This window comes from Oryzicola mucosus (genome assembly GCF_014534685.1).
Taxonomy (GTDB): domain Bacteria; phylum Pseudomonadota; class Alphaproteobacteria; order Rhizobiales; family Rhizobiaceae; genus Oryzicola; species Oryzicola mucosus.
The window spans coordinates 498390-525184 of record NZ_JACVVX010000002.1 but is presented as its reverse complement, the minus strand read 5'-3'; the positions used below and the strand labels follow the sequence as shown (position 1 = coordinate 525184).

26 protein-coding genes and 1 other RNA gene are annotated in these 26795 nt (G+C 61.5%); 10 read left to right on the top strand and 17 right to left on the bottom strand.

Translation table 11 applies throughout. The features are described from left to right. Nucleotides 1-30: 30 nt before the first annotated feature. The 6 genes from ICI42_RS08920 to ICI42_RS08895 form a co-directional block, all read right to left on the bottom strand. On the bottom strand, nt 31-393 hold the full coding sequence (locus tag ICI42_RS08920) for a nitrile hydratase accessory protein (protein ID WP_188164196.1): 363 nt from the start codon (nt 391-393) through the stop codon (nt 31-33). Next, nucleotides 380-1039, bottom strand: coding sequence for a nitrile hydratase subunit beta (gene nthB / locus ICI42_RS08915; protein ID WP_188164195.1), 660 nt, complete (start codon nt 1037-1039; stop codon nt 380-382). The genes ICI42_RS08920 and nthB overlap by 14 nt, the downstream gene beginning before the upstream one ends. Then, a complete protein-coding gene (gene nthA / locus ICI42_RS08910; RefSeq protein ID WP_188164194.1) occupies nt 1036-1656 on the bottom strand; it encodes a nitrile hydratase subunit alpha in 621 nt (206 codons plus the stop codon). Before nthA ends, nthB begins: the two co-directional genes overlap by 4 nt. A gap of 56 nt (nt 1657-1712) precedes the next feature. Then, nucleotides 1713-2309, bottom strand: coding sequence for a LysE family translocator (locus tag ICI42_RS08905; protein ID WP_188164193.1), 597 nt, complete (start codon nt 2307-2309; stop codon nt 1713-1715). Nucleotides 2310-2389: 80 nt separating this feature from the next. Further along, nucleotides 2390-2962, bottom strand: coding sequence for an acetolactate synthase small subunit (gene ilvN, locus ICI42_RS08900; RefSeq protein ID WP_188164192.1), 573 nt, complete (start codon nt 2960-2962; stop codon nt 2390-2392). 87 nt (nt 2963-3049) lie between these two features. Beyond that, entirely contained in the window at nt 3050-4837 is a 1788-nt protein-coding gene (locus ICI42_RS08895) for an acetolactate synthase 3 large subunit (RefSeq protein ID WP_188164191.1), read from the bottom strand. Nucleotides 4838-5263: 426 nt separating this feature from the next. On the opposite strand from ICI42_RS08895, the gene ICI42_RS08890 reads away from it, so the two are divergent. Continuing rightward, nucleotides 5264-7246 (top strand): BCCT family transporter, encoded by a 1983-nt coding sequence (locus ICI42_RS08890; protein WP_188164190.1) that lies wholly within the window; start codon nt 5264-5266, stop codon nt 7244-7246. Between the two features lie 42 nt (nt 7247-7288). On the opposite strand, the gene miaA is transcribed toward ICI42_RS08890, so the two are convergent. Next, the gene (gene miaA, locus ICI42_RS08885; RefSeq protein ID WP_188164472.1) at nt 7289-8197 is read right to left on the bottom strand and encodes a tRNA (adenosine(37)-N6)-dimethylallyltransferase MiaA; all 909 of its coding nucleotides are present in this window, start codon (nt 8195-8197) and stop codon (nt 7289-7291) included. Here miaA and serB point away from each other — a divergent pair. The 3 genes from serB to ICI42_RS08870 all read left to right on the top strand — a co-directional run bounded on the left by serB (nt 8196) and on the right by ICI42_RS08870 (nt 10712). Beyond that, nucleotides 8196-9083, top strand: coding sequence for a phosphoserine phosphatase SerB (gene serB, locus ICI42_RS08880; RefSeq protein WP_188164189.1), 888 nt, complete (start codon nt 8196-8198; stop codon nt 9081-9083). The two genes, miaA and serB, sit on opposite strands and share 2 nt — an antisense overlap. Next, nucleotides 9080-9652: a GNAT family N-acetyltransferase gene (locus tag ICI42_RS08875; RefSeq protein WP_188164188.1), complete on the top strand. Its 573-nt coding sequence runs from the start codon at nt 9080-9082 to the stop codon at nt 9650-9652. The genes serB and ICI42_RS08875 overlap by 4 nt, the downstream gene beginning before the upstream one ends. Nucleotides 9653-9725: 73 nt before the next feature. Further along, nucleotides 9726-10712, top strand: coding sequence for a Bug family tripartite tricarboxylate transporter substrate binding protein (locus tag ICI42_RS08870; RefSeq protein ID WP_188164187.1), 987 nt, complete (start codon nt 9726-9728; stop codon nt 10710-10712). An 86-nt stretch (nt 10713-10798) separates the two neighbouring features. Here the strand turns inward: ICI42_RS08870 and ICI42_RS08865 are convergent, their stop codons facing one another. The 7 genes from ICI42_RS08865 to ICI42_RS08835 form a co-directional block, all read right to left on the bottom strand. Beyond that, nucleotides 10799-12280: a DegQ family serine endoprotease gene (locus tag ICI42_RS08865; protein ID WP_407945147.1), complete on the bottom strand. Its 1482-nt coding sequence runs from the start codon at nt 12278-12280 to the stop codon at nt 10799-10801. A 140-nt stretch (nt 12281-12420) separates the two neighbouring features. Next, on the bottom strand, nt 12421-12606 hold the full coding sequence (locus tag ICI42_RS08860; protein ID WP_188164185.1) for a DUF2065 domain-containing protein: 186 nt from the start codon (nt 12604-12606) through the stop codon (nt 12421-12423). A gap of 11 nt (nt 12607-12617) precedes the next feature. Beyond that, a complete protein-coding gene (hflC, locus tag ICI42_RS08855; RefSeq protein WP_188164184.1) occupies nt 12618-13601 on the bottom strand; it encodes a protease modulator HflC in 984 nt (327 codons plus the stop codon). Beyond that, nucleotides 13601-14701, bottom strand: coding sequence for an FtsH protease activity modulator HflK (hflK, locus tag ICI42_RS08850; RefSeq protein ID WP_188164183.1), 1101 nt, complete (start codon nt 14699-14701; stop codon nt 13601-13603). Before hflK ends, hflC begins: the two co-directional genes overlap by 1 nt. Nucleotides 14702-14805: 104 nt before the next feature. Further along, nucleotides 14806-15327: a dihydrofolate reductase gene (locus tag ICI42_RS08845; RefSeq protein WP_188164182.1), complete on the bottom strand. Its 522-nt coding sequence runs from the start codon at nt 15325-15327 to the stop codon at nt 14806-14808. Then, entirely contained in the window at nt 15324-16340 is a 1017-nt protein-coding gene (locus ICI42_RS08840) for a DUF4424 domain-containing protein (protein ID WP_188164181.1), read from the bottom strand. The genes ICI42_RS08845 and ICI42_RS08840 overlap by 4 nt, the downstream gene beginning before the upstream one ends. A gap of 86 nt (nt 16341-16426) precedes the next feature. Then, nucleotides 16427-17221, bottom strand: a complete 795-nt coding sequence (locus ICI42_RS08835; protein ID WP_188164180.1) for a thymidylate synthase — start codon at nt 17219-17221, stop codon at nt 16427-16429. A 104-nt stretch (nt 17222-17325) separates the two neighbouring features. Here ICI42_RS08835 and ssrA point away from each other — a divergent pair. Further along, nucleotides 17326-17681, top strand: a transfer-messenger RNA (tmRNA) gene (ssrA, locus tag ICI42_RS08830). Nucleotides 17682-17782: 101 nt separating this feature from the next. After that, nucleotides 17783-18334, top strand: a complete 552-nt coding sequence (locus ICI42_RS08825) for an AAA family ATPase (RefSeq protein ID WP_210317054.1) — start codon at nt 17783-17785, stop codon at nt 18332-18334. 7 nt (nt 18335-18341) lie between these two features. Here ICI42_RS08825 and ICI42_RS24110 read toward each other — a convergent pair whose 3' ends face one another. Together ICI42_RS24110 and ICI42_RS08815 are read right to left on the bottom strand one after the other, a co-directional pair. Further along, entirely contained in the window at nt 18342-19655 is a 1314-nt protein-coding gene (locus tag ICI42_RS24110) for an O-antigen ligase family protein (protein ID WP_188164178.1), read from the bottom strand. A gap of 129 nt (nt 19656-19784) precedes the next feature. Next, nucleotides 19785-20990, bottom strand: coding sequence for a multidrug effflux MFS transporter (locus ICI42_RS08815; protein WP_188164177.1), 1206 nt, complete (start codon nt 20988-20990; stop codon nt 19785-19787). Between the two features lie 173 nt (nt 20991-21163). On the opposite strand from ICI42_RS08815, the gene ICI42_RS08810 reads away from it, so the two are divergent. The 4 genes from ICI42_RS08810 (at nt 21164) to ICI42_RS08795 (ending at nt 22890) form a co-directional block, all read left to right on the top strand. Continuing rightward, a complete protein-coding gene (locus ICI42_RS08810; RefSeq protein WP_188164176.1) occupies nt 21164-21832 on the top strand; it encodes a TetR/AcrR family transcriptional regulator in 669 nt (222 codons plus the stop codon). A 79-nt stretch (nt 21833-21911) separates the two neighbouring features. After that, the gene (locus ICI42_RS08805; RefSeq protein WP_188164175.1) at nt 21912-22448 is read left to right on the top strand and encodes an SspB family protein; all 537 of its coding nucleotides are present in this window, start codon (nt 21912-21914) and stop codon (nt 22446-22448) included. Between the two features lie 14 nt (nt 22449-22462). Further along, a complete protein-coding gene (locus ICI42_RS08800) occupies nt 22463-22663 on the top strand; it encodes a DUF4169 family protein (protein ID WP_188164174.1) in 201 nt (66 codons plus the stop codon). Next, nucleotides 22660-22890 (top strand): ribbon-helix-helix domain-containing protein, encoded by a 231-nt coding sequence (locus ICI42_RS08795; RefSeq protein WP_188164173.1) that lies wholly within the window; start codon nt 22660-22662, stop codon nt 22888-22890. Before ICI42_RS08800 ends, ICI42_RS08795 begins: the two co-directional genes overlap by 4 nt. Before the next feature lie 9 nt (nt 22891-22899). Here ICI42_RS08795 and ICI42_RS08790 read toward each other — a convergent pair whose 3' ends face one another. After that, nucleotides 22900-26706 (bottom strand): AsmA family protein, encoded by a 3807-nt coding sequence (locus tag ICI42_RS08790; RefSeq protein ID WP_188164172.1) that lies wholly within the window; start codon nt 26704-26706, stop codon nt 22900-22902. Nucleotides 26707-26795: the final 89 nt, after the last annotated feature.

Sequence of the window (26795 nt, the reverse complement as noted above, 5' to 3'; positions counted from 1 at the left end):
CCTGTGAACCTCAGGCGGCGCGGGAAAGGCTTATACCGTGCTTTCCGGATGCATCGGATCGTTTTCGAGCAAAATAGGCTGGCCGTGGGGCGTTGCGTGCGCGGCTCGATGCCATGCCGCTGTCAGCGCCTCGACATCGGCCTGTTCGATAAAACCCTTGCGCACCAGCAGTGCTTCAAGTGCGGCGAGCCAGCGCTCGTAATAGTCGCTGCCATCGGCCGCCGCATTGGTTTGCCGAACCTGAGCCGACAGCGCATCGGCCCATTCCGTCCAGGAAAAGACGCCGCGCTCATTGAGCGCCACGACAAGCGCGAAGGCTTCCGCCTGCCAAGGCTCGGAAAAGACCGCCTCGTCGCGCGTGCCGGCGAGCGCCGCTGTCTCAGACGGGGACAAGGTAGCTCTCCCAGGCGTCGATGGAGACGAGCAAGGTCGGATCGGCGCCCTCTCCCCACAATTCAGATCCAGTGAACACCACCGTATAGATCCATTGTGGGTTCTCACCCTGACCGTGGGCATGGCTGTCGGGAAACACAAACCCGCCGCGCACGGCCTCAACGGTACCCACCTTGCCTCGGGCATAGCGCGGCAGGCGGGTGTGGCCGGTCGGGTGGAAATTCCTGGTGCGCACCTTGTGTCCGGCATGGAAAAGCGGGGCACTGGCGATTGGCCTGTCATAGGGACTGCCGCGTTGCAGCATCCCGGCTACCTGCTCCGGCTTCAAGACCCGCTTCGGCGTAACCGCTCCGTCAACCGCGTCGCCCGCGGCCAGATCGGCATCGCTGACGAAGCCGTGCCGTTTCAGCAACGCCTCCAGCGCTTTGGTCCAGATTTCGTAATAGGTGGATGAATAGTAGTCGGCCGGATGCAAGCATTCCCGCGCGTGCCGACTTTCGTCGATGTTCCAATGACCCATCGCGCCCGCCGCCAGCGTCAGCCCCAGCGCACGCTTTTCCCATTCGGCATGAAACAGCGGCTCATCCGCCTCGGGCGCGATAGGGCCGAATCCCATCTGCCCGCCGAGATCCTGCGGCCCGTTCATGCGGCCTCCGGCGCAAGCGCCACCGCCGTGCCGATCATGCTGTCGCGCGATACAAGCTTCGCGAGGCGGTCTTCGCTCCAGCCTTCCGTGCCTTCCGGCTGCATGGGAATGACGAGATAGCGCAGTTCAGCGGTCGAATCCCAAACCCGGACCTTTTGTCCCTCCGGCAGGACCAAACCGAACTCGGCCAGCACGCCGCGCGGATCGAGCACCGCACGGCTGCGATAGGGCGGCGCCTTGTACCACACCGGCGGCAACCCGAGCACAGACCATGGATAGCAGGAGCACAGGGTGCAGACGACGAGGTTATGCGTTTCTGCAGTGTTGAACACCGCCTGCATATGCTCGCCCTGCCGGCCGGCATAGCCCAGAGAGGCGATTGCAGCGGTGGCGTCCCGACGCAGCCAATCGGCGAAGGCCGGGTCGCTCCAGGCCTTGACGACTACATGGGCGCCGTTGCGCGGTCCCACCTTGGTTTCGTAAGTCTCGACAATGGCGTCGATCGCCGCCGCATCGACCAGACCTTTGCGGGTCAGGATCGTCTCCAGCGCACGCACCCGCGCCGCCATCGGGTCGAGATCGTTGTCGTGATGATCGTGGTCGTGATCGTGGGTCATGATCGTAGCCTAAGCGCAGGCGGCGAAGCCCGCAACACGGATCATACATCCACCGCTCAGCGCAGCATGGGCCACAAGGTTGCCGCGAGAAGCAGGCCCATGGCGATGTTGAACCATTTCAGTCGCACCGGGTCCGACAGGAAGCCGCGAAGCACGACGCCAAAACCGGCCCAGCTCGAAACACTCGGCAGGTTGACCAGCGCAAACGCGATGGAGATGATCAGCACCGACAGGAACGGCGCTTCGGGGCTGGTGTAGACGGCCATGGCGGTCACAGCCATCACCCAGGCTTTTGGGTTGACCCATTGGAAGGAGGCGGCCTCCAGGAATGTCATCGGCCGAGCTTTGGTCTCACCATGCTTGCCCAAGCTGCGCGACATGCCGATGCGCCAGGCGAGATAGAGCAGATAGGCGCCACCGGCGATTTTCAGCGCCACATGCAGCGCCGGAAACGCCGTCAGCAGCGCGCCGAGCCCCAGCCCGACGCCAAGCAATAGCGACAGAAAGCCCGCACCGATGCCCAGCATATGCGGAATGGTGCGCACGAAGCCGAAATTCACGCCTGACGCAAGCAGCATGAAATTGTTCGGCCCCGGTGTGATCGAAGTCACAAAGGCATAGGCGAGCAGAGCCAGAAAAAGGTCATAAGACATCAAGCTACCCGGTTGAACGCCGCTGCTGTCCGGTCGACCGACGGTCGGTAAGGACAGCGCCTGCCGAACGCCTTTATCGGCTACATCCCTTGCTGGCCGCGATTCATCGCCGCTACGCCGGTGCGGCAGATTTCCACCAGGCCGAGCGGCTTCATGATGGCGATGAACTGGTCGAGTTTGGAGCCCTTGCCAGTGATCTCGAAGATGAAATGCTCGGTGTTGGCGTCGATTACCTTCGCGCGAAACGCTTCGGCCAAACGCAGCGCCTCGACGCGATGGTCCCCGGTGCCGGTGACCTTGACCAGCGCCAGTTCGCGCTCCAGCGGCGTGCCATGGCCGAGTTCCTGCGCCTTGACCGTCAGGTCGACCACGCGATGGACCGGAACGATGCGCTCGAGCTGGTGCTTGATCTGCTCGAGCACATGCGGCGTGCCCCGCGTCACCACCGTGATGCGCGACAGATGCTGCTCGTGCTCGGTCTCCGACACGGTCAGACTCTCGATATTGTAGCCGCGTCCGGAAAACAGCCCGATCACGCGGGCAAGGACGCCCGGCTCGTTGTCCACCAGCACCGACAGCGTATGGCTCTCGGGAAGCTGGGTTTCCTTGGCGATGAAATAGGCGGAGCCGGTGGGCTGTAGCTGTGCGTTCATGTCAGCGAATTCCTTAGATTTTCAAGCGCTTCGTCAGGAGCATTGCAGCGATCTTGGACCACGGTGATCGGATATGTGTCCATCGGATCACACCAGCTCCCTGCCCTTGGCGTCGATGGCGTTCGCAACGGCCTCGTCGGTTGCCTCGTCGGGCAACAGCATTTCGTTATGCGCCTTGCCCGAGGGGATCATCGGGAAGCAGTTGGCGAGGTTGGCAACACGGCAATCGAACAGGACGGGCTTCTTCACCGAGATCATTTCCTGGATCGCGGCATCCAGGTCACCCGGCTTTTCGCAGCGAATGCCGTGGCCGCCATAGGCTTCCGCCAGCTTGACGAAGTCCGGCATCGCCTCGGTGTAGGAATGCGACAGCCGGTTGCCATGCAGCAACTGCTGCCACTGGCGCACCATGCCCATATACTGGTTATTGAGGATGAAGATCTTGATCGGCGCCTCATACTGCACAGCGGTCGACATCTCCTGCATCGTCATCTGTACCGAGGCGTCGCCGGCGATATCGATGACCAGCGCATCGGGATGCGCGATCTGCACGCCGAGCGCCGCCGGCAGGCCATAGCCCATCGTGCCGAGCCCGCCCGACGTCATCCAGCGGTTCGGCTTCTCGATCCCGTAATGCTGCGCAGCCCACATCTGGTGCTGGCCGACCTCGGTGGTGATATAGGTGTCGCGGTCCTTGGTGAGCTCATACAGTCGCTGGATGGCATATTGCGGCATGATGACATCCGCATTGCCTTTGAACGCGAAGCTGTCGCGCGCGCGCCATTTCGCGATCTGCTCCCACCACGGATAGAGCACCTTCTTGTCCGTCTTGGAAGTGGCGCGCCACAGCCGCACCATGTCCTCCAGAACGCGGCCGACATCGCCTTGGATCGGGATGTCGACGGGCACGTTCTTGTTCAGCGACGACGGATCGATGTCGATATGGATCTTCTTGGAGTAAGGCGAGAACGCGTCCAGCCGACCGGTGATGCGGTCGTCGAACCGCGCGCCAACGCACAGCATGACATCGCAATCGTGCATCGCCATATTGGCTTCGTAGCTGCCATGCATGCCCAGCATGCCGAGCCAGCTCTTGCCGCTTGCGGGATAGGCGCCCAGCCCCATCAGCGTCGAGGTGATCGGCGCACCGGTGAGTTCAACCAGCTCACGCAGCAACTGGCTCGCTTCCGGCCCCGCATTGATGACCCCACCGCCCGAATAGATAATCGGCTTCTTGGCCGACGCCATCAGCGCGACCGCGGCCTTGATCTTCTCCATGTCGCCTTGGAGATTGGGGTGATAGCTGGTGCGCGGCGCGGTCTGAGGCGGCGTATAGATGCCCTTGGCGAACTGCACGTCCTTGGGGATGTCGATGACCACCGGACCGGGACGGCCCGTTGTGGCGACATGGAACGCCTCATGGATGATTGCCGACAGCTTGTTGACGTCCTTCACCAGCCAATTGTGCTTGGTACAGGGGCGCGTGATGCCGACCGTATCGCATTCCTGGAAAGCGTCCGAGCCGATCAGCGCCGTTGGCACCTGTCCGGTGATACAGACCAAGGGGATGGAGTCCATCAGCGCGTCCTGCAGCGGCGTCACCGCATTGGTGGCACCCGGACCTGACGTCACCAGCATGACGCCCGGCTTGCCCGTGGCACGCGCATAGCCTTCCGCTGCGTGGCCGGCGCCCTGCTCGTGACGGACGAGAATATGCTCGACGGCATCCTGCTGGAAAATCTCGTCATAGATGGGAAGAACGGCACCGCCGGGGTAACCGAACAGATGCTTCACGCCGTTGTCCTTCAGCGCCTGAACAACCATTTCGGCGCCTGTCATCTCACGCCGTTCTGTCTGGCCACGTCCGTTGCTCATTTGTCTCTTCCCGTCTTATGTCCGCCCCGGCGGCGGCTGGTGATCGTTTAAGGGTCTTTCAGGCAATAAAAAAGGCCCCCGAGGGAGCCTGTCTTCTGCGCATGGGAGGATTTCGCCCGGCGGTTACACCGCCTTGCCCACGCGCAGTCCTACTACAAGAATGGTTGCTTTGTTCATGGGTGGGACAATAATGACGGAAATCGCCTTCTGTCAACGGCTTCCACGATTATAATCGCGGTCGCGCTAACGAGCCACCAATCGTCCAGCGCATGAACGCATGTCGCCGGAAACCGAGAGCAACATCGTCGGACATTACGTCTTTTATTGGAACCATATGACCGGTTCATAGTTTACTCCTGTTGTTGAGGGGCTGAAGCATACGTTTTTAAGTCATTTCTAATGTCCTTCATGGTTTTGGGGGACTATATGTTTTCAACGTTCGTAATTAATAAGCCGGTTTTCTTTGGGTCGGTCGCCATCATAACGCTGTTTGTCGGTGTTGGCGCGCTGCTCCCGGAACAGGCGGAAGCCATTTTTGGCACATTGCAAGCCGAAATTTTGGCGCGTTTCGGCTGGCTCTACCTGTTGGCCGTCGGCATCTTTTTATTCGCCGTCATCATTCTGGCCGCCGGGCGGTTCGGCGATCTCAAGCTCGGGCCTGACGATTCCGAACCTGACTTTGCTTATATTTCCTGGATGGCGATGCTTTTCGCCGCGGGAATGGGCATCGGCCTGATGTATTTCGCAGTCGGCGAACCGCTGACGCATTACGCGGTTCCTCCAACGGCGGATCCGCTGACCGCCGCTGCGCAGCGCGAAGCGATGAGCGTGACGTTCTTCCACTGGGGCATTCACGCCTGGGCGATTTACGCCGTCGTCGGCCTTTCGCTCGCCTATTTCGGTTACCGTTACAACCTTCCCCTCACCATTCGCTCCGGCCTCTATCCGCTGCTTAAACATCGGATTTACGGCTTCTGGGGACATGTCGTCGATATCGCCGCGATTTGCGGCACCGTCTTCGGTCTGGCGACCTCGCTTGGCTTCGGCGTGCTGCAGATCAGCGCCGGACTTGAGTATCTGCTCGGTCTCGAAGCGACCATCACCATGCAGGTTGGTCTGATCATCGTCATCACGGCGATTGCCGCCTGTTCCGTCGTGACCGGCGTTGAGAAAGGCGTTCGTATCCTCAGTGAGGTCAATCTCGGCGTCGCCGTGCTGCTCATGCTCTTTGTTCTTGCCGTCGGCCCGACCTCGCAGCTGATGCGCGATTTTGTTCAGAACATCGGGCTGTATCTGGATACCCTCCTGCTACGCACGTTCAATATCTATGCGTATGAACCGACACCTTGGGTCGACAATTGGACGCTGTTTTACTGGGCCTGGTGGATTTCCTGGTCGCCTTTCGTGGGCATGTTCATCGCCCGTATTTCACGAGGTCGCACGGTCCGCGAGTTTGTCGTCGCCGTCCTGTTCATCCCGGCTGGCTTCACGTTCCTATGGATGACCGTTTTCGGCAACACTGCGATTTTCCTCGACCAGACCGTCGCCGCAGGACAGCTTGCCAAAGACGTGCAGGCGGACATTTCGGTCGGGCTTTTCCAGTTTTTCCAATATCTCCCATGGCCTGCCGTCACGTCCACGCTGGCGGTCCTGCTGGTTTCGATCTTTTTCGTTACCTCATCGGACTCCGGGTCACTCGTTGTCGACACGATTGCCTCGGGCGGCGAGACCAACACGGGTGCGGCACAGCGGCTCTTCTGGTGCGCGATTGAAGGCACCGTCGCGGCGGTGCTTCTCATGACCGGAGGGCTCCGAGCGCTGCAGTCCGCGACAATTGCGACGGCTTTGCCGTTCACATTTGTCCTGCTTGTTCTCGTCTGGGCCCTTTTCAAGGGCATGAAAGCCGATGTCGCACAAGGGAACGCGCACGGCCAGCCTGCCAAGCAGGCCCATCCGGCGACAGGTATAACCTGGCAACGAAGACTTGCGCTCATCATCAACGCACCGACGGTGAAGGACATCGACAGCTTCATCGAGAGGACGGCCTTGCCGGCTCTCGAGAGCGTTGCCGAAGAGCTGTCGCGCCGAGGCCGCCCTGCCACGGTGGAACACAACGCGGAAGCCGAAACCGTCTCTCTCAACGCGCCGGCCGAGGATTTTCGCAACTTCATCTATGGCGTCCAACGCAAGGGCCACAAGCTGCCCGCGTTCTCGGTTTTCGAAGCCGTGAAGATGGACCAGCGCTATGAAGCGAAGACCTTCTTCTCCGATGGAAGCAAAGGCTACGACATCATGGGGATGTCACGGGAGCAGATCATCTCCGATGTTCTTTTCCAGTACGAGCGTTATCTCAACATCGTCCAGTCTGAGCAAACCTCGCTGGTGGTGACCGCTCCGGAGCACTCGTGAGGAGGCCGGCCTGAGGGTGACGCAGGCAGAAACATTGAGCGATCAGCCGGGACGTATACGCCGCCACTCCGGCCCGAACTGATTGCGGAACCAGGTCGATTGCCGCTTCGAATACTGCCGCGTAGCGGCTTTCGCAAGCACCTTGGCCTCTTCGAAGGTGATGTTGCCGGAAAGCGCTGCGGTGATCTCAGGCACCCCAATTGCCTTCATTGCCGGAACTTCGGGCCGCAACCGCAATGCAAGCAGCGACTGCACCTCTTCCACGGCACCTTGCGTCATCATCGCGTCGAACCGCGCTTCGATGCGATCGATCACCCACTGCCGATCGGGCTCGACCACCACGGCATCGGCGGTCGTAAAATCCACCAGCGGTTCGCTGCGTTGCTTTTGCCAGAACAGGATCGACTTGCCCGACGCCTCCAGAACCTCCAGCGCACGGACGATGCGCTGCCCGTCGCTTGCCCGCAAGCCAATCGCAGCAGCGCTGTCGAGCCGCAGCAGGATATCGTGCAGCCGCGCCGACCCTTGCTCGTTCAGACGCCAGCGCCAGCGCTCGCGAATGTCACTCGGCACATCGGGCATCTCAGACAGACCCATGGTCAGCGCGGTAAAGTAGAGCCCGGTGCCGCCAACGAAGATCGGCCGATGACCTTCGAACACTCCGTCCTCCACGAGATCGTTGACATCGCGCAGCCAAACGCCTGTCGAATAGACATCGCCAGGGTGGACGTGGCCATAGAGCCGGTGCGGCACACCAGCGGTCTCCGCATCCGAGGGGCGCGCCGTCAAAATGCGCAGGACCGAATAGACCTGCATGGAATCAGCGTTGACGATCACGCCGTCATGCTTTTCGGCAAGTTGCATGGCCAGTGCCGACTTGCCGCTCGCGGTCGGCCCAGCTATCAGGATCGCGTTCCTGATCCGCCCTCTATCCCGTCCGGAAGATGCCATGTCCCTGGTTGCCACGCTGATTTCCAATCCCGCCAAGCCGGCTTTGCACAAGTCGCTAGGCGATAAAGCGTTCCAGGCGGTTGGCGCAAGCGGCATCGCCTGGCTGGCCTCGGATATAGCGGCCGATCTCCAACTGCCATCCGGCATCTCGGCTGAAGAGGCGGAGCAGGCACTGCGTGGAGCCCTTGCCGGCGAACCCCTCGACATCGTCGTTCAGGAGGCGGGAAACCGCGTCAGGAAAATCCTCATAGCCGACATGGATTCGACCATGATCGACCAGGAATGCATCGACGAACTGGCTGACGAGATCGGCGTCGGCGCCCATATCGCCGCGATCACTGCCCGCGCCATGAATGGCGAACTCGCCTTCGAGCCCGCGCTTCGCGAGCGCGTTAGCCTGCTCAAAGGCCTCGATATCGGCATCGTCGACCGCATCATCGAAAACCGGCTGACGCTTGCCAAAGGCGGGCGGGCGCTGGTGCAGACCATGAAAGCCAATGGCGCCTACACCGCCCTGGTGTCCGGCGGCTTCGACGTCTTCACCGCTCGGATCGGCGCCATGTTCGGCTTCGACGAGCACCGCGCCAATCGGCTCAGCGAAGAGAACGGCATCCTGACCGGCACGGTGACGGACCCGATCCTGGGGCGCGAGGCGAAGGCCACAGCGCTTACCGAAATAGCCGCCCGGCTCGGGCTAGACCTGGGCGATGCCTTGGCTGTCGGCGACGGCGCCAACGACCTCGACATGATCCGCCTCGCCGGCATGGGCGTGGCGCTCCATGCCAAGCCCGCCGTCGCCGCTCTGGCGCGCGTTCGCATCGATCATGGCGATCTCAGCGCCCTGCTCTATCTGCAGGGCTACCGGCTCGAGGATTTCAAACAATGACGGTTCTTCGCACCGAACGCCTGATCTTGCGCAACTGGCAGGAACAGGACCGACCGTTCTTCCATCGGCTCAACTCCGATGACGCCATCATGGAGTTTTTCGCCGTCCGCCGCGACCGTGCCGCAAGCGACGAAGTGATGGACACGGTCTCCGCCTACATCGCCGAAAACGGCTTCGGCTTCATGGCCGCCGAGCTTGTCGCAACCGGCGAATGCATTGGATTCATCGGCATCAACCGCACCAAGATCGAGCCCTTCGTGCCGCGCGGCACGCTTGAGATCGGCTGGCGGCTGGCTCCGGAATATTGGGGCAAGGGCTACGCTACCGAAGGTGCTAAAGCCTTTCTCGACTATGCCTTCGAGACGCTGGGCGAAGAAGAGGTCGTCTCCTTCGCCGTGTGGAACAATGCGCGGTCGACCTCGGTGATGGAACGGCTTGGCATGGAGCATGTCGAAGACGGCTTCTTCGACCATCCCAGCGTGCCCGACAGCCATCCGCACCTCAAGTGCCACGCCCTCTACCGGCTTACCCGCGCCACTTGGCTGGCGCGACGGCAAAAAGACGCCTGAACACTTCCGCTTGCCACACCGGCATAGGGCAGGCATCCTGCTCCTCCACCATCTCGGAGGAGAAATTAGGCTCATGAAGAAACTGACCCGTCGCGCGACCCTTGGCGCGCTCGCGCTGGCTGCCGGTGTTGCATTGGCCGGAGTACAATCGGCCAACGCGCAAGATTTCCCGACCAACACCATTACCCTCGTCGTGCCCTTCGCCGCGGGCGGATCGACCGATCTTGTCGCGCGTGTCATTGCGCAAAAAATGTCGGATGATCTCGGCCAGCAGATCGTGGTCGAGAATGTCGGCGGTGCCGGCGGCAATCTCGGTGCCGACCGTGTCGCCCGCGCCGATCCTGACGGCTACACCATCCTGATGGGCACAGTGGCCACCCATGCCCTCAACCCGCTGATGCTCAAGACCAAGCCCTATGATCCAATCACCGACTTTTCCCCGGTATCGCTGCTTGTGGTGGTACCCAATGTGCTGGTGGTCAATCCGCAGCTGCCCGTCAACTCCGTCGCCGAACTCATCGACCTGTTGAAAAAATCGCCCGACCAGTACAGCTACGCGTCCTCCGGCAACGGCACGCCGCTGCATCTGTCGGGCGAACTGTTCAAAAGTCTGGCGGGCGTCGAGATGCAGCACGTCCCCTACAAGGGCGCTGGTCCCGCGCTGAACGACGTGGTTGCCAACCAGGTGCCGATCATGTTCGACAACCTCCCCTCGTCGTCCAGCCACATCAAGGCAGGCACGCTTAAGGCGCTGGGTGTCACCACCAAGGAGCGCGCGCCGTCCTTCCCCGACGTGCCGGCGATCGGCGAAACTGTCAGCGGCTACGAGACCTACACCTGGAACGCTTTGTTTGCGCCGAAAGGCACGCCTCCGGAGGTCGTGGCCCGTCTCAACGCGGCCGCCAAGAAGGCCATGGCCGATCCGGCCGTCGTGTCCCGCATGGCCGATTTCAGCGCCACCATCGTCGGCTCGACGCCGGAGGAACTTGGCGAGCATGTGAAGGCCGAGATGGCCAAATGGGAGCCCATCGTCAAGGATGCCGGCGTCTCGCTGGACTGACGAAAACCTCTACGGCTTACAAAAAGAAAAGGCGGTCGATCGACCGCCTTTTGTTTTATTTCAGTGCCTTAACCGGCTTTCCCGACTCAATCCATGCGCACGGTCACGAAGCGCAACTCGCCCGACTTCGCCGCCAACATCAGCAGCGCGTTCTTGCGGCCCTGCTTCTTCAGCGCCTCGATCCGATCGATCACATCCTTTGGCGACGAGACGGTCTCCTGAGCGATTTCGGTGATCACCTCGCCGGCAGCGATGCCACGCTCGGCGGCAGCCGAGTCCGCAGCCACCTCCTTGACCACGACGCCGGAGACATCCTCGGCGATACCGAATTCCGAGCGCGAGGCATCGTTGAGCTCAGTCAGCGTCATGCCCAGCACCGAGGCGGTCGGCGCGACGTCGTTCTGTTCCTCACCCGTATCCTGATCGTCGGCTTCGGCGGTGTCGGTGCTGTCTTCGAGGCGGCCGAGCTTGACCTTGACGGTCTCTTCCTTGCCCTTGCGCATCAGAACGACATCAACTTCCTTGCCGACCGGGCTTTCGGCCACGATGCGCGTCAGGTCGCGCGTGTCATCGACGTCTTTTCCGTCGAATTTGATGATGACGTCGCCGGGCTGCACCGAGCCGTTATCGACCGGCCCGCCCTTCATGATGCCGGCCACGAGTGCGCCCTTGGCGGAATCGAGGCCGAGGCTTTCGGCGATCTCGTCGCTGATCGACTGGATGCGAACGCCGAGCCAGCCACGGCGCGTTTCGCCGAACTCGCGCAACTGGTTGACCACCCCGGACGCAAGCGCCGAAGGAATGGAGAAGCCAATGCCGATCGAGCCGCCCGACGGCGAGATGATGGCGGTGTTGATGCCGACAACCTCGCCCTGCATGTTGAAAAGCGGACCGCCCGAATTGCCCCGGTTGATCGCCGCATCCGTCTGGATGAAATCGTCATACGGTCCGGAATTGATGTCGCGGTTGCGTGCTGACACAATGCCGACAGTCACGGTTCCGCCCAGACCGAATGGGTTGCCGATGGCCATCACCCAGTCGCCGACCCGAATGGTGTCGGAATTGCCGAACTTCACCGCCGTCAGTTTCTTGCCGGCGGGATCGACCTTCAGCACCGCGATGTCGGTGCGCGTGTCGGTGCCGACCAGCTCCGCCTTCAGCTTGGAGCCGTCGGAAAAATTCACTTCAATCTCGTCGGCATCGGCGATGACGTGGTTGTTGGTGACCACGAAGCCCTGTTCGGCATCGACGACGAAGCCCGAACCCAAGGACTGCACCTTACGGGAGCCGCCCTCGCCACCGCGGCCACCCTGGCGGTCCTTGAAGAATTCATCGAAGAAGTCCTGAAACGGCGACCCTTCGGGAAGCTTCGGCATCGGCACGGTGTTGGGGCCTTCGCTGCCCTTCACGTTCTGCGAGGTAGAGATGTTGACCACCGCACCCAGCAGTCCCTCGGCCAGATCGGCGACCGATTCAGGGCCTTGCGCGGCGGCTGGCGTCACGAAGCTCGGTATAGCCACTGTCGCGGTCATTGCCGCAACGGTTACGGCAAGACATGCCTTTCGCATGGCGTGCATCACGGTCCTGGTTGTCATCAGGGATAGCCTCCCGGCGTTGGATGGATGGGGCGCTCGGCGCATGGCGCACATGATGGAAACAAATACGGCGCGTTTGCGGCTTTGGCCAGGAGAAGCGGATAAATCCTGCGTTATCCCCGAACGAGCCAGACAATGCCGACGCCAATGGCGACCGCTACCGTTCCCATGATGCGCATGCTGCTTTCGGGAACGTCCTGCGCTTGCGCTGCGAGACGCTTCGCAAAAGCAGGAAAGCCGCCATAGACCAATCCCTCGAAGACGAGGAAGAGGCCTATGGCGGCTAAGAAGTCCTGCACTGCCGCCGCGCTTAGTTTGCGGGAGCGGCAGGCGCCGGGGAGGCTGGTGCGGGCGGGACTGCGCCGGTTGCAGCAGGCGTGCCAGAGGGTGCGCCTGCTGGTGGCGTTGCACCCGAAAGCCCTTCAGGTCCCCGGAAGTAGCGGAAGAATTCCGAGTCCGGAGTGAGCACCATCGTGGTGCCGTTCGAGCTCAGGGCGTTGTTGTAGGCGGTCATCGATCGATAGAAATCGAAGAACTCCGGATCGCGCTGGAAAGCGTCGGCGAAGATGCGGTTTCGTTCGCCTTCGCCTTCACCGCGGACGATCTCGGCTTCACGCTGAGCCTCGGCAGTGATCTCGACGACTTCGCGGTCGACACGGGCGCGGATACGCTGCGCGGCTTCACGGCCACGGGCGCGCAGGCGCTCGGATTCCGCAAGACGTTCCGCCTTCATGCGTTCATAGGTCTGCTGCGAGACCTCCGCCGTCAGGTCGGTCCGACGAATGCGGACATCCTCGATTTCGAGACCCAGCGAGGTTGCATCCGGGCGAAGCTGCTCCGCGACTTCCCGCATCATCGAACCACGCTCTTCTGACAAAGCGGATTCGAAGCCGCGCACGCCGTATGCCCGGCGCAGGGCTGCGTCGAGGCGCGTCTTGAGGCGCTGTTCGGCCAGTTCGACGCTGCCGGACACCGTGGACCGGAAGCGGCGCGCGTCATTGATGCGGTAGGCCAGGAAGGCGTCCACATCGTAGAACTTGCCGCCCGAAACCTGGACGCGGATGTTGTCGAGATCGAAGGCCAGCACGCGGTCTTCGATGACCTGGACGTTGTCGGCGCCGAAGAACGAGAAAGGCGCCTTGAAATAGATGCCCGGCTCGGTCTTCACATCGATAATTTCACCGAAGCGCAGCACGATGGCCTGCTGTCGTGCGGTCACGACGAAAACCGAGGAGTAAAGCAGGATCAGGCCGAGGACGACCGCGATCCCGATGACAGCAAAACGATTCGACATCAGTTCGCTCCCTCGGTGGTGTTGCGACGCTGCAGTTCAGGTAGCGGCAGATAGGGCACGACGCCCTGCCCGTTGCCCTGCTCCACGATCACCTTGTTGGAGCCGCCAAGCACCTTTTCCATCGTTTCCAGGAACAGGCGCTTGCGCGTCACATCCGGTGCTTTGGCATATTGGTCGTAGACGGAGACGAAGCGCTGCGCCTCACCTTCGGCTTCCTGCACGACCCGGCTCTTATAGGCCGCGGCGTCTTCGCGGATCTGCGCGGCCTCGCCTCGGGCCTGGCCGAGCTTCTGGTTGGAATACTGGTTGGATTCTTCGACGAAACGGTCTTCGTCCTGCTCGGCGCGCTGAACCTCGTCGAACGCGTCGGCAACTTCACGCGGCGGCGCTGCGTCCTCAATGGAGATCGCGTTGATTGCAAGACCCGCGCCATATTGGTCGAGCGTGCCCTGCAGGACATCACGCACCGAATCGGCGATGCCTTGTCGATCGTCGCGGAAAATGTCCTGCGCGGGCTGACGGCCAACCACTTCGCGCATCGCGCTCTCGCTGACCTGGCGCACCATGTCGTCGGGCTCGGCGACGCCGAACAGATAAGCCTGCGGATCGTTGACCTGATAGGCGACGGAGAAACGCACGTCGACAATGTTCTGATCGCCCGACAGCATCAGTCCCGACGAGGTCGAGCCGCGGCCTTCGCCGATCTGGATGAGCTTTTCAGCCGTCGACACCTTCTCGACCGTTTCAATCGGCCAGAAGTGGAAGTGCAGGCCCGGCTGCGACAGCTCCTGCTTCGGCTTGCCGAACAGAAGTTCGACCGCCAACTCGTCCGGCTGGACCGTGTAGACCGACTGGAACGCCCAGAGTACCACCGCACCGACTGCGATCAGGCCGATCACGGCAGGGCTCGCGCCGCCTGGCACGATGTTCTTCAGCCTGTCTTGGCCGCGACGAATGATGTCTTCGAGATCGGGAGGGGAGCCTTGCGGGCCGCGAGGGCCGCCGCCTTGAGGTCCCTGCCCCCAAGGACCGCCGCCGCCATTGCCTCCGCCGCCACCCCAAGGGCCGCCACCGCCGCCGCTTTGATTGTTCCAGGGCATGAATGTCCTTTCAGTCCGTTACCCAAGCCGCGCCGCAGCACAACTCCCTACGCTTAAGCCTTCTATAGGGATGCCAACGCCCGCTTTCAACGCATACCGGCTTGTTAGAGATTGTTTGAATGCGCGTTTAGGCGTCTTTGGTAAACGTTATAGCGTGTCGCGTGGCTATCGGTCGCGCCTGCGGGCACTTCCTCGCTCTCGATCACCTCCCAGATATCGGGATCGATAGCCGGGAAAAAAGTGTCGCCGTCCACATCGGCGAGCACATGCGTAACATAAAGCAGGTCGGTGACCGGGAGAACCTGGCGATAGATCTCTCCACCGCCGATGATGCAGATTTCTTCGACGCCGGATCCGGCGCCCGCGCAATTCAACGCTTCGTCCAGCGTGGCCGCGGTCTCGATGCCGTCCGCACGAAACTTGGAATTGCGGGTGATGACGATGTTCCGCCGGCCCGGCAACGGTCGCCCGATACTCTCGAAGGTTTTGCGCCCCATCACCATCGGCTTGCCCATGGTCCCGGCCTTGAAGCGTTTGAGATCGGTCGACAATTTCCAGGGCAGACCCTTATCACGACCGATCACGCCGTTTTCGGCAATGGCAACATAGATCGCTGTTTTGGTCATTTGCCATTGTCCTCAGCCGGCGCATCGAAATTGGCCGGCTTCATAATCAGGATATCGACGTCGTGTTCGGGATAATAATCCTTAGCCTTCATCTGGAAGGTCGTCGGCCCAATCTTCTTCACGCCCTTGCCGCAGAAGCTGACGAGATTCTTGGGGTCGCCCTTGTCGATGGTCAGCGTGAAATCGCCGATGGTGCCGAGGCTCCAATTGCCGCCGGTGGTCAGAATGTAGGAAATCCAGGTTTCCGTATAGGGCGTGTAGCCATCCTTGTTGGCCTTTGTGGCCTGTTCGATGGCGCGCTTGAACGTGTCGTCGGCGCAGTATTTTTCCTGGTAGCCGACGAAATTGGGCTGGAACTTGCCTTCGTAATAGAAGCTGGTCCCGACCGTGCCGCCGACGCTCGGCTTGTAGACATGCGAGACCGCGACATCCTTCCCGGCCGGGAATGTCGCATCCCACCAATGAGTCGAACGCAGCTTCCAGTATGGCACCATGGTGTCCATGTCGTCATTGTAGCCGTCGGGAATGACGATGCCGCGGCGCTGCCAGTCGTCGGTGATGTCAGCGGAAAGCGTCTTCAGCGCAGCCGTGGACGCATCGCCAAACGGCAGCAACGGCACATTGTGCGCCTTCAATTCCTCCGTCACATCTATGCTGGCGGCAAAGGCGCGCTGCTCCAGCTTCGGCTCGATCGCCTTGCCGTCCATCTCTACGGAGAAGTCGAGGAAATTGTCGCTCGCGGTGTCGGGAATACCGACATCGGAATAGGGCGAGGCCTCGATGTCCGGCATCGGGAAGGCGACGATCGTGGTGACATCCTTGTCCGACGAATTCCGGAACACATAGTCGACCGTCACCTTCTCCTGCGAAATGAATAGGTCTTCCTTGACCATCTCGATATCGAATGTACGACCGAACACCAGCCCACCGGTTTCGAACACCGCCGTAGTATCGTTGGCAAATGCGGGACAGGCTGCAAGCAGCATCGCGGCCGCGACAGAAGTTCGAGACATCATCCCCCCTTAATCCCCTTCGAAGCGCCTACCATGCCTCTGGATCATGCATGACGCCAGCGGCAACCGAAGTCCATTACCCGACGTCACACCGCGATGGGAGCGCGGATGCTCGGATCCGCGGCATAATTCTCCAGACGGAAATCCTCGAACCGGAAAGCGAAGAGATCCGTCACATCGGGATTGATCCACAGCGTCGGCAGTGCCTTCGGCCTGCGCGTCAGTTGCTCGCGTGCCTGTTCGAAATGGTTGGAATAAAGATGCGCGTCGCCCAGCGTGTGAACGAAATCGCCGGGCTTCAACCCTACCACCTGCGCGACCATCACCGTCAGCAGCGCATAGGATGCGATATTGAACGGCACGCCCAAGAAGATGTCGGCGGAGCGCTGGTAGAGTTGGCAGGACAGTTTTCCGTCCGACACATAAAACTGGAACAGACAATGGCAGGGCGGCAGCGCCATCTGATCCACCTCTTCAGGGTTCCAGGCCGAGACGATCAGCCGGCGCGAGTGAGGATTTCTGCGCAACTGTATGAGAAGATTCGCGATCTGGTCGATTTCGCCGCCATCTTTGGTCGGCCACGATCGCCATTGCTTGCCATAGACCGGGCCGAGGTCGCCGTTCTCGTCGGCCCATTCGTCCCAGATGGTGACGCCATGGTCGTTGAGATATTTGATGTTGGTATCGCCTGCCAGAAACCACAGCAGTTCATGGATGATCGACTTCAGGTGCAATTTCTTGGTCGTCAGCACCGGAAAACCTTCGCTCAGATCGAACCGCATCTGGTAGCCAAACACCGAGCGCGTGCCGGTGCCGGTGCGGTCGCTGCGGTCGAAGCCGTTTTCGAGCACATGGCTGAGGAGATCGAGATACTGGCGCATAGGATTCGGTCCGTGTGGGCAGTCGATCATACAACGAACCGCGCCGCAGACAAAACCGGATGCGCTGTCGTCCCCAACATGTCCAGACGGAAAGCCGGCGCACCCCTCTTTCCAAGCGCCGGCTCAGCGCCTATATACGGCGCGTCAGCTTGTCTGACTATGGTGATAAACGGCCGATGAAATAAGCCTTTCGGACCCGGGGGCGGTACCCGGCGCCTCCACCATAAACCGCCGTTCGCGACGGTTTATGATGGGGGCGAAATAGGATCGACGAGGGTGTAAAGATCGGACTTTTGCCCGGCATTGTACCACCGTTATCGGGCTAAACTTGTAGTTGCAAACGACAACTATGCTGAGGCACGTCTCGCTGCTTAATGCGGCGCGATAGTCTCGAATCAAGCCCTACGGGTTAGCACCTTTAGGCGGGGTTCGGAGGTACCTGGCAACAGAAACCTCCACTTCTCTCCCTCCCGAACTGTTTCCAAAAATCTCCCGCCGGCATCCGCTCGCAGGGTTTTTGCGCGCGTCATTCCGCTGGCTTTTCCACCAATGGAGGATTGCTTGCATTTCGACTTCGAACGCTTTCATGTCCTGACCGGCGGTCCTGGATCGGGCAAGACGACGCTGATCGAGGCGCTCGCCCGCCGCGGCTTTGCCACCACCGAAGAGGCTGGGCGCCGCATCATCCGCGATCAGGTCTCGATCTCGGGCGCCGCCCTGCCCTGGGCTGACCGGGCGCTGTATGCCGAACTCATGCTGTCGTGGGAAATGCGCTCCCATGCGCTTGCCGCGAAAGCCACCGGCCCGGTCTTTTTCGACCGAGGCGTGCCAGATGTCGCCGGCTATCTCAAACTCTGCAGCCTGCCCGTTCCCGCCCATGTCGACAAGGCTGCGCAAACCGTCCGCTATGCCGATACCGTTTTTTTGCTGCCGCCATGGCCGGAAATATTCGACCAGGACACCGAGCGGAAACAGTCTTTCGAGGAGGCCGAGCGTACATGGGCCGCGATGCGGCAGACTTATGCACGCTACGGCTACAACTGCGTCGAGGTGCCGCGCGGAACGGTGGCAGACCGCATAGCCTTCCTGATGGAGACGCTTTCGGACGGATGATCGATCGTTACCGCGCTGGCTCCATGCCCGCCGCGGGGCTTGAGACTGGTTTCTGCAATGACGGCGCAGCCACCTGTTTCAGTCGGGCGTGAAGCCTCAGCCCGAACACCGCGCCCAAAAGACTGAACCAGACCTGGCCGCGTCCGACATAAAACGGCGATTCGAGATTGGCATACAGCATCATGAACAGCCAGATGCGCAGGAACAACAGTCCCAACTGCGGATCGTTGCCACTTTGCTGGCTCTTGTGAAAATCCCTCAGCGGGTTCAGCACCAGCCACCAGATCGTCAGACCTGCCCCTACCAGGCCGCTCGACAAGGCGACATTGATGAGCCCGTTATGGGCATGACCGGCGGTGTTGGCCCAGGTCTCGCGGAAACTGTTCACCAGATCGGACGTGGCCCAATAGGCTTCGAAGCCGAAGCCGGCCACCATGTGACCCCGCAGTTGATCGAGCGCGAACCGCCACACATCGGTACGGTTCGTGAAGGTGGGATCGGACAGCATCATCTCGGCCCAGTCGCCCACCGGCTTGAAGATGACCGAGCCGACAGTCAACAGCGCCATCAAGCCTGTCGGGACGAGGCCCAAAACCAGTTGCAGCGACAAAAGCCGCGCCTTTTGGATCGCGAACGCCAGAACGAACATCACGAGCAAAAGCCCGATCGAGGTCTTGTTGTTGGTATGATACAAAAACAGCAGCGATAGAGCCGCGAGCGCCCAGTAGGTCGCCTTTGCCGATGTCTTTCCCGCCGTCTGCGCCAGATAGAGCCAGTAGAGCAACAACACGACCATGGCCGGGCCTGCCACATTCTTGTGCATGAAATGGCCGCGCCACCCCCCGGCATTGACCTGTTCCAGCACATCGCTCGCGCTGTGGATGGAGACTTCAGGCAAGAAGACGACACCAAAATAGGCGAGACCGAGCACGAACATCCCCGCCCATCGTAAAAGGCGCCGGAACTGGCGGGTGTCTTGGGGCGCAAGCAGCCAAGCCAAGGTGATGACAACAACCGAGATATGCAGGATATAGCGGCGGACCGACAGGTCGATATGGCTGGATGTGAAGACCGTCACCAACTGCCAGGCCAGTACACATAGCATGGCCGGCGAAAGGGCGGTCAGGGCAGCTTGTTTGTTCTGCCAGAGCACGACGCACGACATGAACAGCACGAGCAGAACTGCGACCTGATTGCTGGTGTTTCCCGCCTCCTGGGGCAGCAGGACGTCCGGATTTCTCAGATCCAGGAACGGCGTCGTCGTGATCCAGAACAGCGCGAACGCGGCCACGAAAAACAGCGCATTGCCAAGCCGGGTCACGTCAGCGACCCATACTGTCGGAAGGACGCTGCAACCTGTCGCTCAACCGCCCTCTCCGGACATTCAAAATTGGCGGAAGTCTACAGCATGAACCTTTTCAGAGTGTTACGCCAAACGCTCCTACGGCCCTTATTCCGCAGCCGCCTGGGCAATGACTGGCTGGCGGCGCAGGGTGATCTGCGCCAACACGAAGGAGATCACCGAGCAGCCGGCTATGCCCGCCACCATCGGCAGCGGCGTGTTGTTGAAAAACAGCGACACGACGAGAATGGCGACAACGCCGGATACCAGATGCAGCGTACCCATCAGCGCGGAGGCGGTTCCAGCGCGCGTACCGTGATCGTCCAGCGCCAGCACAGATGACGCCGGGATGACGAGACCGAGGAAGCCGTAGCCAACGAACAGCATCGCCGCCAGCACGTCGAGCCGGTCGACACCGGCCGCAAACACCACCAGCATCGTGACCATTGTCAACGCGTAGCCGGTGACCGCGACGCGCACCACCTGCTTCATGCCGAAGCGCTTGGCCAGCGTGGCGGTGAACTGCGAACTGCCGATGAAGGCGATGGCATTGATGGCGAAGAACATGCTGTAGACCGTCGGCGACAGGCCGTAATGCTCGATCAGCACGAAGGACGAGGTCGCCAGATACGTGAAGAAGCTGGCAACACCGAAGCCGCCCATGAAGGAAACGCCGAGAAAATAGCGGTCGCGCAGGAGAAACGCATAGTTGCCCACCGCGCTCGACATCGTGCTGCCGACGCGCTGCTCGGCGGGCCTGGTTTCGTTCAGCTTGAAAAACACCATCAGCATCGCGAGCAAAGCAGCGCCCATCACCACCCAGAACACCGCACGCCAGCCGAAGGATTCGATAACGAAGCTGCCGGTCAGCGGCGCAAGAATGGGCGACACGCTGAAAACCAGCATCAGCAGCGACATCAGCTTCGCCGCATCGTTGCCCGTATGGAGATCGCGGACAATGGCGCGCGGCACGACCATGCCGGCGCAAGCGCCGAGGCCCTGAATGAAGCGGAAGACGTTCAGCCATTCGACGCTCGGCGCCAGCGCAGCACCCACGCTGCCGAGCGCAAACAGCGCCAGGCCGAAATAGAGCGGCGCCTTGCGCCCATACATGTCAGATAGCGGCCCGACCACCAGTTGCCCCAAGGCAACCGCGAGGAAGAAAATCTGCAGGCTCATCTGCACGGCGGCGGTACTCACCTGGAAATCAGCCGCGATGGTAGGCAGCGCCGGCAGGTACATGTCGATCGCGAACGGACCGATTGCCGAAAGCAGACCAAGAATGAAGGCCGTGCGCAGGAAGCTGGAAGACATGGGTCGAACCTTTGTTCAGACTAAAAGGCCGACCGCGCTGGAAGTCCGCACGATCTGTCGGTGCCTGATCTGGAAATACGAATGACGCAGCGCATTATGTGCGACCCATCATCCTTGGCCAAGAATTTAGACAGTCTTGTCCAAAACGTCAATCACGACTATATAATAAACCCATGACAGCTGACACAGCCACTGACACCGTTTTGCAGAGTCGCTCCCAGACCGCCAAGCGGGTGTCCATCGTCGAGGCCGCGGCCAGAGTGTTTTGCAGCGAGGGTTTCGCAGGCGCCAATATCGACGTCATAGCGGCCGAAGCCGGCGTCTCGCGCCAGACCGTCTACAATCATCACGGCGATAAGGAGACCCTTTTCATCGCCGTCGTGCGCGAGATCACCGACCGCGCCAATGCGCGTTTTTTCGAAACGCTCGACAGTTTCCCCGACCGTCCTCAAAATCTGCATGCCGAACTTGTCGAGTTCGCTCTGCGCTTGACCCGGAACTGCATCTGTAACCGCGACAGCAAATTCCTGCGCAAGATGATCTTGATGGAAGGCTCGCGCTACCCGGCCCTGTTCCGGCATTGGCGCGAAGAAGGTCCGGGCCGCGTCTCTTCGGCGCTGGCGGCGCGCTTTGCCCGGCTCGCTTTGACAGGTTTTCTCGAACTGGACGACCCGGATGTCGCCGCGCGCCAGTTCTTCGCGCTGATCAATGCCGATCTGCACGTCTCCACCATGCTCGGCGACAATCCGGGCGAGGAGCAATTGCGGATATCCGCAGACAATGCGGTGAAGACCTTCCTGCGTGCCTTCGGCCAGCAGCCCCGCTCTGGCCTCTCGGCATGACGACGCTATATCTGGTTTACGCCGGGCCAAAGCTTGATTACAGCTAAGCCGACGATTCACCGGAAGTGCTTACCGACCCATGGCCGAAGACCAGATCCGATATGACATTCTTGCCCAGGAGGCGTTGCGCGGAGTGATGCGTAAGGTCCTGGCCGAGGTCGCGCGGACCGGCCTGCCCGGCAACCATCATTTTTTCATTACCTTCATGACCGGCGCGCCCGGTGTGCGTATTTCCAGCCGCCTGCGCGAGCGCTATCCCGAACAGATGACCATCGTCATCCAGTTCCAATATTGGGACCTCAAGGTGACCGAGACCGGCTTCGAAATCGGCCTGTCCTTCTCCGATGTGCCCGAGAAGCTCGAAATCCCCTATTCGGCGGTGCGTGGCTTCTACGATCCCTCCGTCAATTTTGAACTCGAATTCGACGTCAAGTCCGAACCTATGGCGGAGCAGCCCATTGCGATGGCGCCCGAGCCGATCAAGGCGGTTCCCGCGCCTGCAGAGCGCAAGCCGGCGGCAGCCAAAAAAGATGACGACCAGAAGGGCGAAGCGCCCACGGCCGAGTCCGGCAAGGGTGCAGACGTCGTGTCGCTGGACGCCTTCCGGAAGAAGTGAGGCAGCGGCCTGCCATGGCGGATGTCGTCAATCTCAGGCAGTTCAAAAAGCGCAAGGCGCGCGCCGAACACGATGCGGCAGCCGAGCAGAACCGTCTGCTGCATGGTCGCACCAAAGCCGACAAACAGCGCGACCGGCTTGAGGCGGACAACGCCACCCGCTTTATCGACGCGCATCGCCGCGAAAGATCCGATTCCGGCGACACCGACACATGACCGGCGTTCAGAAGCGCTCGATCTCGATCCGCGGCCACCGCACCAGCTATTCGCTCGAACAACCCTTTTTCGATGAACTTCTGCGCATCGCCACGGTGCGCGAGATGCCGCTTGCCGCCCTTGTGGCGGAAGTCGACGCCACCCGTCCGCGCCAATCCAACCTATCGTCGGCCCTGCGCGTCTTCGTGCTGGATTGGGTGAGAGGGAAGCGACCTGAAAGCGAATAAGATTCCGACTTAAAACAATCCGTCCAGCTTGAGCGGCGCGACCGGTGGCTGTTGCGGTGAAGGCGTGGGTTGCGGGGCGCGGTCTATCTGCTCCTGCTCGTCCTTTTCGGCAGCGGCCTTTGCTTCGGCGGCGCGACGCTGTTCCTCAGCCTTAGCTTCCGCGGCGCGGCGGGTCTCCTCCGCCTTGGCTTCGGCTGCAAGACGAGCTTCCTCGGCGATGCGCCGTTCCTCGAGCGCCTTTGCCTCCGCGTCGGCTTTTGCCTTGGCTTCCGCCTCCGCTTTCGCCCGCGCCTCTTCCTCGGCGCGGATGCGCGCTTCCTCCTCACGGCGGGCGGCCTCTTCGGCCGCACGTTTGCGCTGCGCATCGAGCTCGGTGAAATAACGCACTTCGCGCCTGAGCCGCTGCTTTTCCAGCAGCTCGGCCTGCATCGCCTCGACCCGAGCCTGCTCTTTTTCCAGTGCCCGCTGGGTCAGGAACTGCGCCAAAGGTTCGGTGTCGAACAGCCGCTCGGTATCCACCAGAGAGCCTTCCAGGGTGAATCGCAGGGATGGTTCGGAGCCTGGAATCGCTTCGTCGCCGGGCTGGTAGGAGATGGTGCCGCTCGACGCTATGGTACCCTGTGCGAGATCGGCACGCAGATCCGCCGACAGCGCAGCGGATGCGTTTTCCAATGTCACAGGCGGGATTCGCAGCACCCCGCCGGCGACCGTGAAGGCCACATCCACCGGCTTGGCGGCAAACCGCCCATCGGTGGCGATGGAGGGTGCGAACTCGGCCACCCGCGCCCCGTCAATGTCGCGGCCGACCGCATCGGCGCTGGCGATGAACCCTTTGAACGCGTCCGGATTGAGCCGGTCAATGACGATATCGCCCAGAGCAGCAGTACCCGAGCCCGACAGGCTGGCAAACAACCCATCCAGCGTCTTACCGCTCGCAGTCAGCGACGCCGTGAGCTTGCCAGTGCCGTTGAGGCCGGAATCGGCCAACGCACTCTGCAGATCGACGCCGTCAAGGCTGAACTGGGTTGCCAAAAGTCCCGTTCCGCCCTCGTTCTTGATCTCGGCGAGCCCGGTCAACTTGCCGTCGAAAAGAGTCGCAGTGACATCCGACACCCGCAACGCCTGCGGCGAGACCACCAGCGAAAGCCGTGCATCATAGGCAGTTGCCGCCGTTCCTAGTGAAAGCGTTCCAGCAGAGATATCGAGATCGGCGGCGAATGGCGCCACCGATTTTTGCGAGAAAGGCGTTTCCCTGGCGGCCTGATCAGTCCCGCGTATCTGGTCGCCCAAGAGCATTGCCGCGAACGGGGCCATATCCAGTTCATCGAGTTGCAGCGCCCCGCTCAGCTTCGGCAATCCATCGGCGGCCGTTAGGTTCACGTCGCCAGCCACGGAGGCTTCGTTGACCGCGCCATTCAACTCGTTGAGCACCAAGAGGCCGTTGCCATAGTCGGCCTCGGTCGTCAGGTTGAGCGCGGTGCCGACACCCATGCCCGGCAGGCCGAGCCCGGTGGTCATCAGCCAAGGCTCGATGTCCTCAGCCTCGAGCGTAACTTTGCCGCGTATGGTCGGTCCCTGCTCGCCGAAGCCTGCGCTGCCGTCAAAATCGGCGGTAATGCCGTCGCCCCGGAACGCGGCGGTGGTCGACAAACCTTCGGTCAGCGTTCCCTTGGCATTGAGATCGACGGCGCCGCGCCCGGTCATGCCAAGCGGCAAGGTCTGCAGCCCGACCAGCGCCAGAAGCTGCGTCGCATCGTCATTGCTTGCGGTAAGGCTGAAGGTCAAAGGCGCATCCCGCGGCGCGGCGCGGTCGCCTTCGCCCGACAGGGTGACGGAGAATTTCGAGCCGCCTGCTTCACCCTGGCCGCTCAGGGCAAGGCCAGTGCTGCCGTCATCATTGCCAGCCACACTGGCCACCACGTCGAGATGGGCATCGGTGAACAAGTCGCCATGCGCCTCGGCACGGGATGCAAGTTCCTGCAAAGGGCGGTTGTCGGGAAACTGCGCCGCACCCAGCTTGATCAGCGGCGCGAGATCGACAGCCACCAGCGAAGCGTCGATGTTGCCGGTCGGGGCGCTGGCAAAATCGCTGACGCGACCTGTGGCGCTGAGCGATGCACCCAGCCCGCCGATCGACAGCCGGTCGATCTCCACCACACCCTCGCGCAGCCGGAGCGCGGTATCGAGCGTGTCGGCTGTCATGCCGCCAACCGTGACCGGACCTGCGACGATGTCGAAATCGAGATCGCGTTCGCCGAAGCGGTTGAGGCCGTCTTCGGTTACGAACAACGAACTGAACGCGCGCAGACCGTCGAGGTCGAGCGCATTGCCCCTGAGTTGAAGGCTCATCGACGGCCGAGCGTCACCGCCTTCGGCACTTTCCAACTCGCCGGTGAACTTGGCATCGCCAAGGATCAGTTCGGCATTCTTGAAGCTCTGTTTGGCGCGGGTCATGTCGACATTGGCGCTGAAGCCGGCAGCCGGCAGCCGGCGGATCGCCTCGTTGATATCGCTCGATACCCAGGCGGCAAAGCCCGAGGGCTGCGCCACAGCCAGAAGCAGATTGCCTTTGAAGCCGATGCCGGCACCTGTGGACAGATAGCCGTCCGCCTCGAGAGTGGTCCGGCCAGGCAAGGTTGCTGCGGCGGATTTGATGAGCCAGCCGCCATCGGTCGGCTCGGCGGACAGCCGCACGTCACGCACCGTCGTGTCCCCAGCCACAACAGCCGGAAGGCTGACCTCGACCGTGCCGGGAATGGAGGGCTGCGGCAGGCCGACAAGCGTCCTTTCCAGCGCATCGAGCCGCTGGGGTATCGTCAGAGCACTGCCGCGGTCGCCGCCCACCGCCTCGTCGAAGCGCACCTGCGCGCCCTTTGCGGTCACGGCGAAGCTCGGCTCGGCGCCAAGCTTGATGTCTGCGCTGCCATCGGCGGTATAGGGATTGTCGAGCGGTCCGGTCTCGAAACGAAAAGCGCTGATCGCCAGATCGTCATGGCGAAGCGCGAAATCGCCGCTCAGGCGCATGCCGGGGTCGTCGCTCTTTGACTTGGACGCTGCAGCCGATGCTTTTTCAGCGTCGACCGCGGTCAGAACTCTGAACGTGCCGGCATAACGCCCCGCACCTTCGGTCAGGCCGGCGTTGCCATCGGTCTCGATTGTAAAAGGCGAGCCATAGGCCTGGGTCCGCAACCGGACACGCATCTGACCGTCATCGCCGACGGTTCCGGTCGAAGCCGACAACGTCATGCCGCGCCCGTCCAGTCCAAACACGCCGTCGAGCCGCCACGGCCCGGCAATGGACTTGGCCGAAACGTCGGCGTTGATGCCGGAGAGCGTATGGCTCGCGCCGCTGGCGCCGCGCTCGACCACCAGCGTGCCGTCGGTGATCGTCAGCTTCTCGATTGCAACCTGCTTTGGATCGAAGCGCGTCGAGGGCCGGATCGACCAGTCGATGACGCCGTCCTTGTCGACTCGGATTGTCGCCGTCGGCCGCTCCAGCCGCATGTCGAAAATGAGGAACTCGCCGCGCATGAACGGTGCCAATTCGGCATCCATCGAAAACGTTTCGACCGTCATCGCGGGCTTGCCATCGCCAATGCCCGCGACAGAAACGTTCGAAAAGGTCACCGACGGAAACGGCAACAACCGCGCGGACGAGATGCCTTCGACCGTGACGGGGCGGCCCAAAATAGTGCTCGCCTCCGCTTCGAAGTCGGCTTTGTAGTTCGTCCAGTTGATGAAAAGCGGCCCGACCAGCGCCGCGAGCAGCGCCAGGACGAAAAGACCACCGAAAAAAACGAAAAGACGTGCGAGCATGGCCTCGTTGACAAACCGGAGAGTCGGGGCACACCCGCACTTTAGAGCAAGATGCGTGTCGATAAAGTGGCAATTGAACCTGTCGCTAC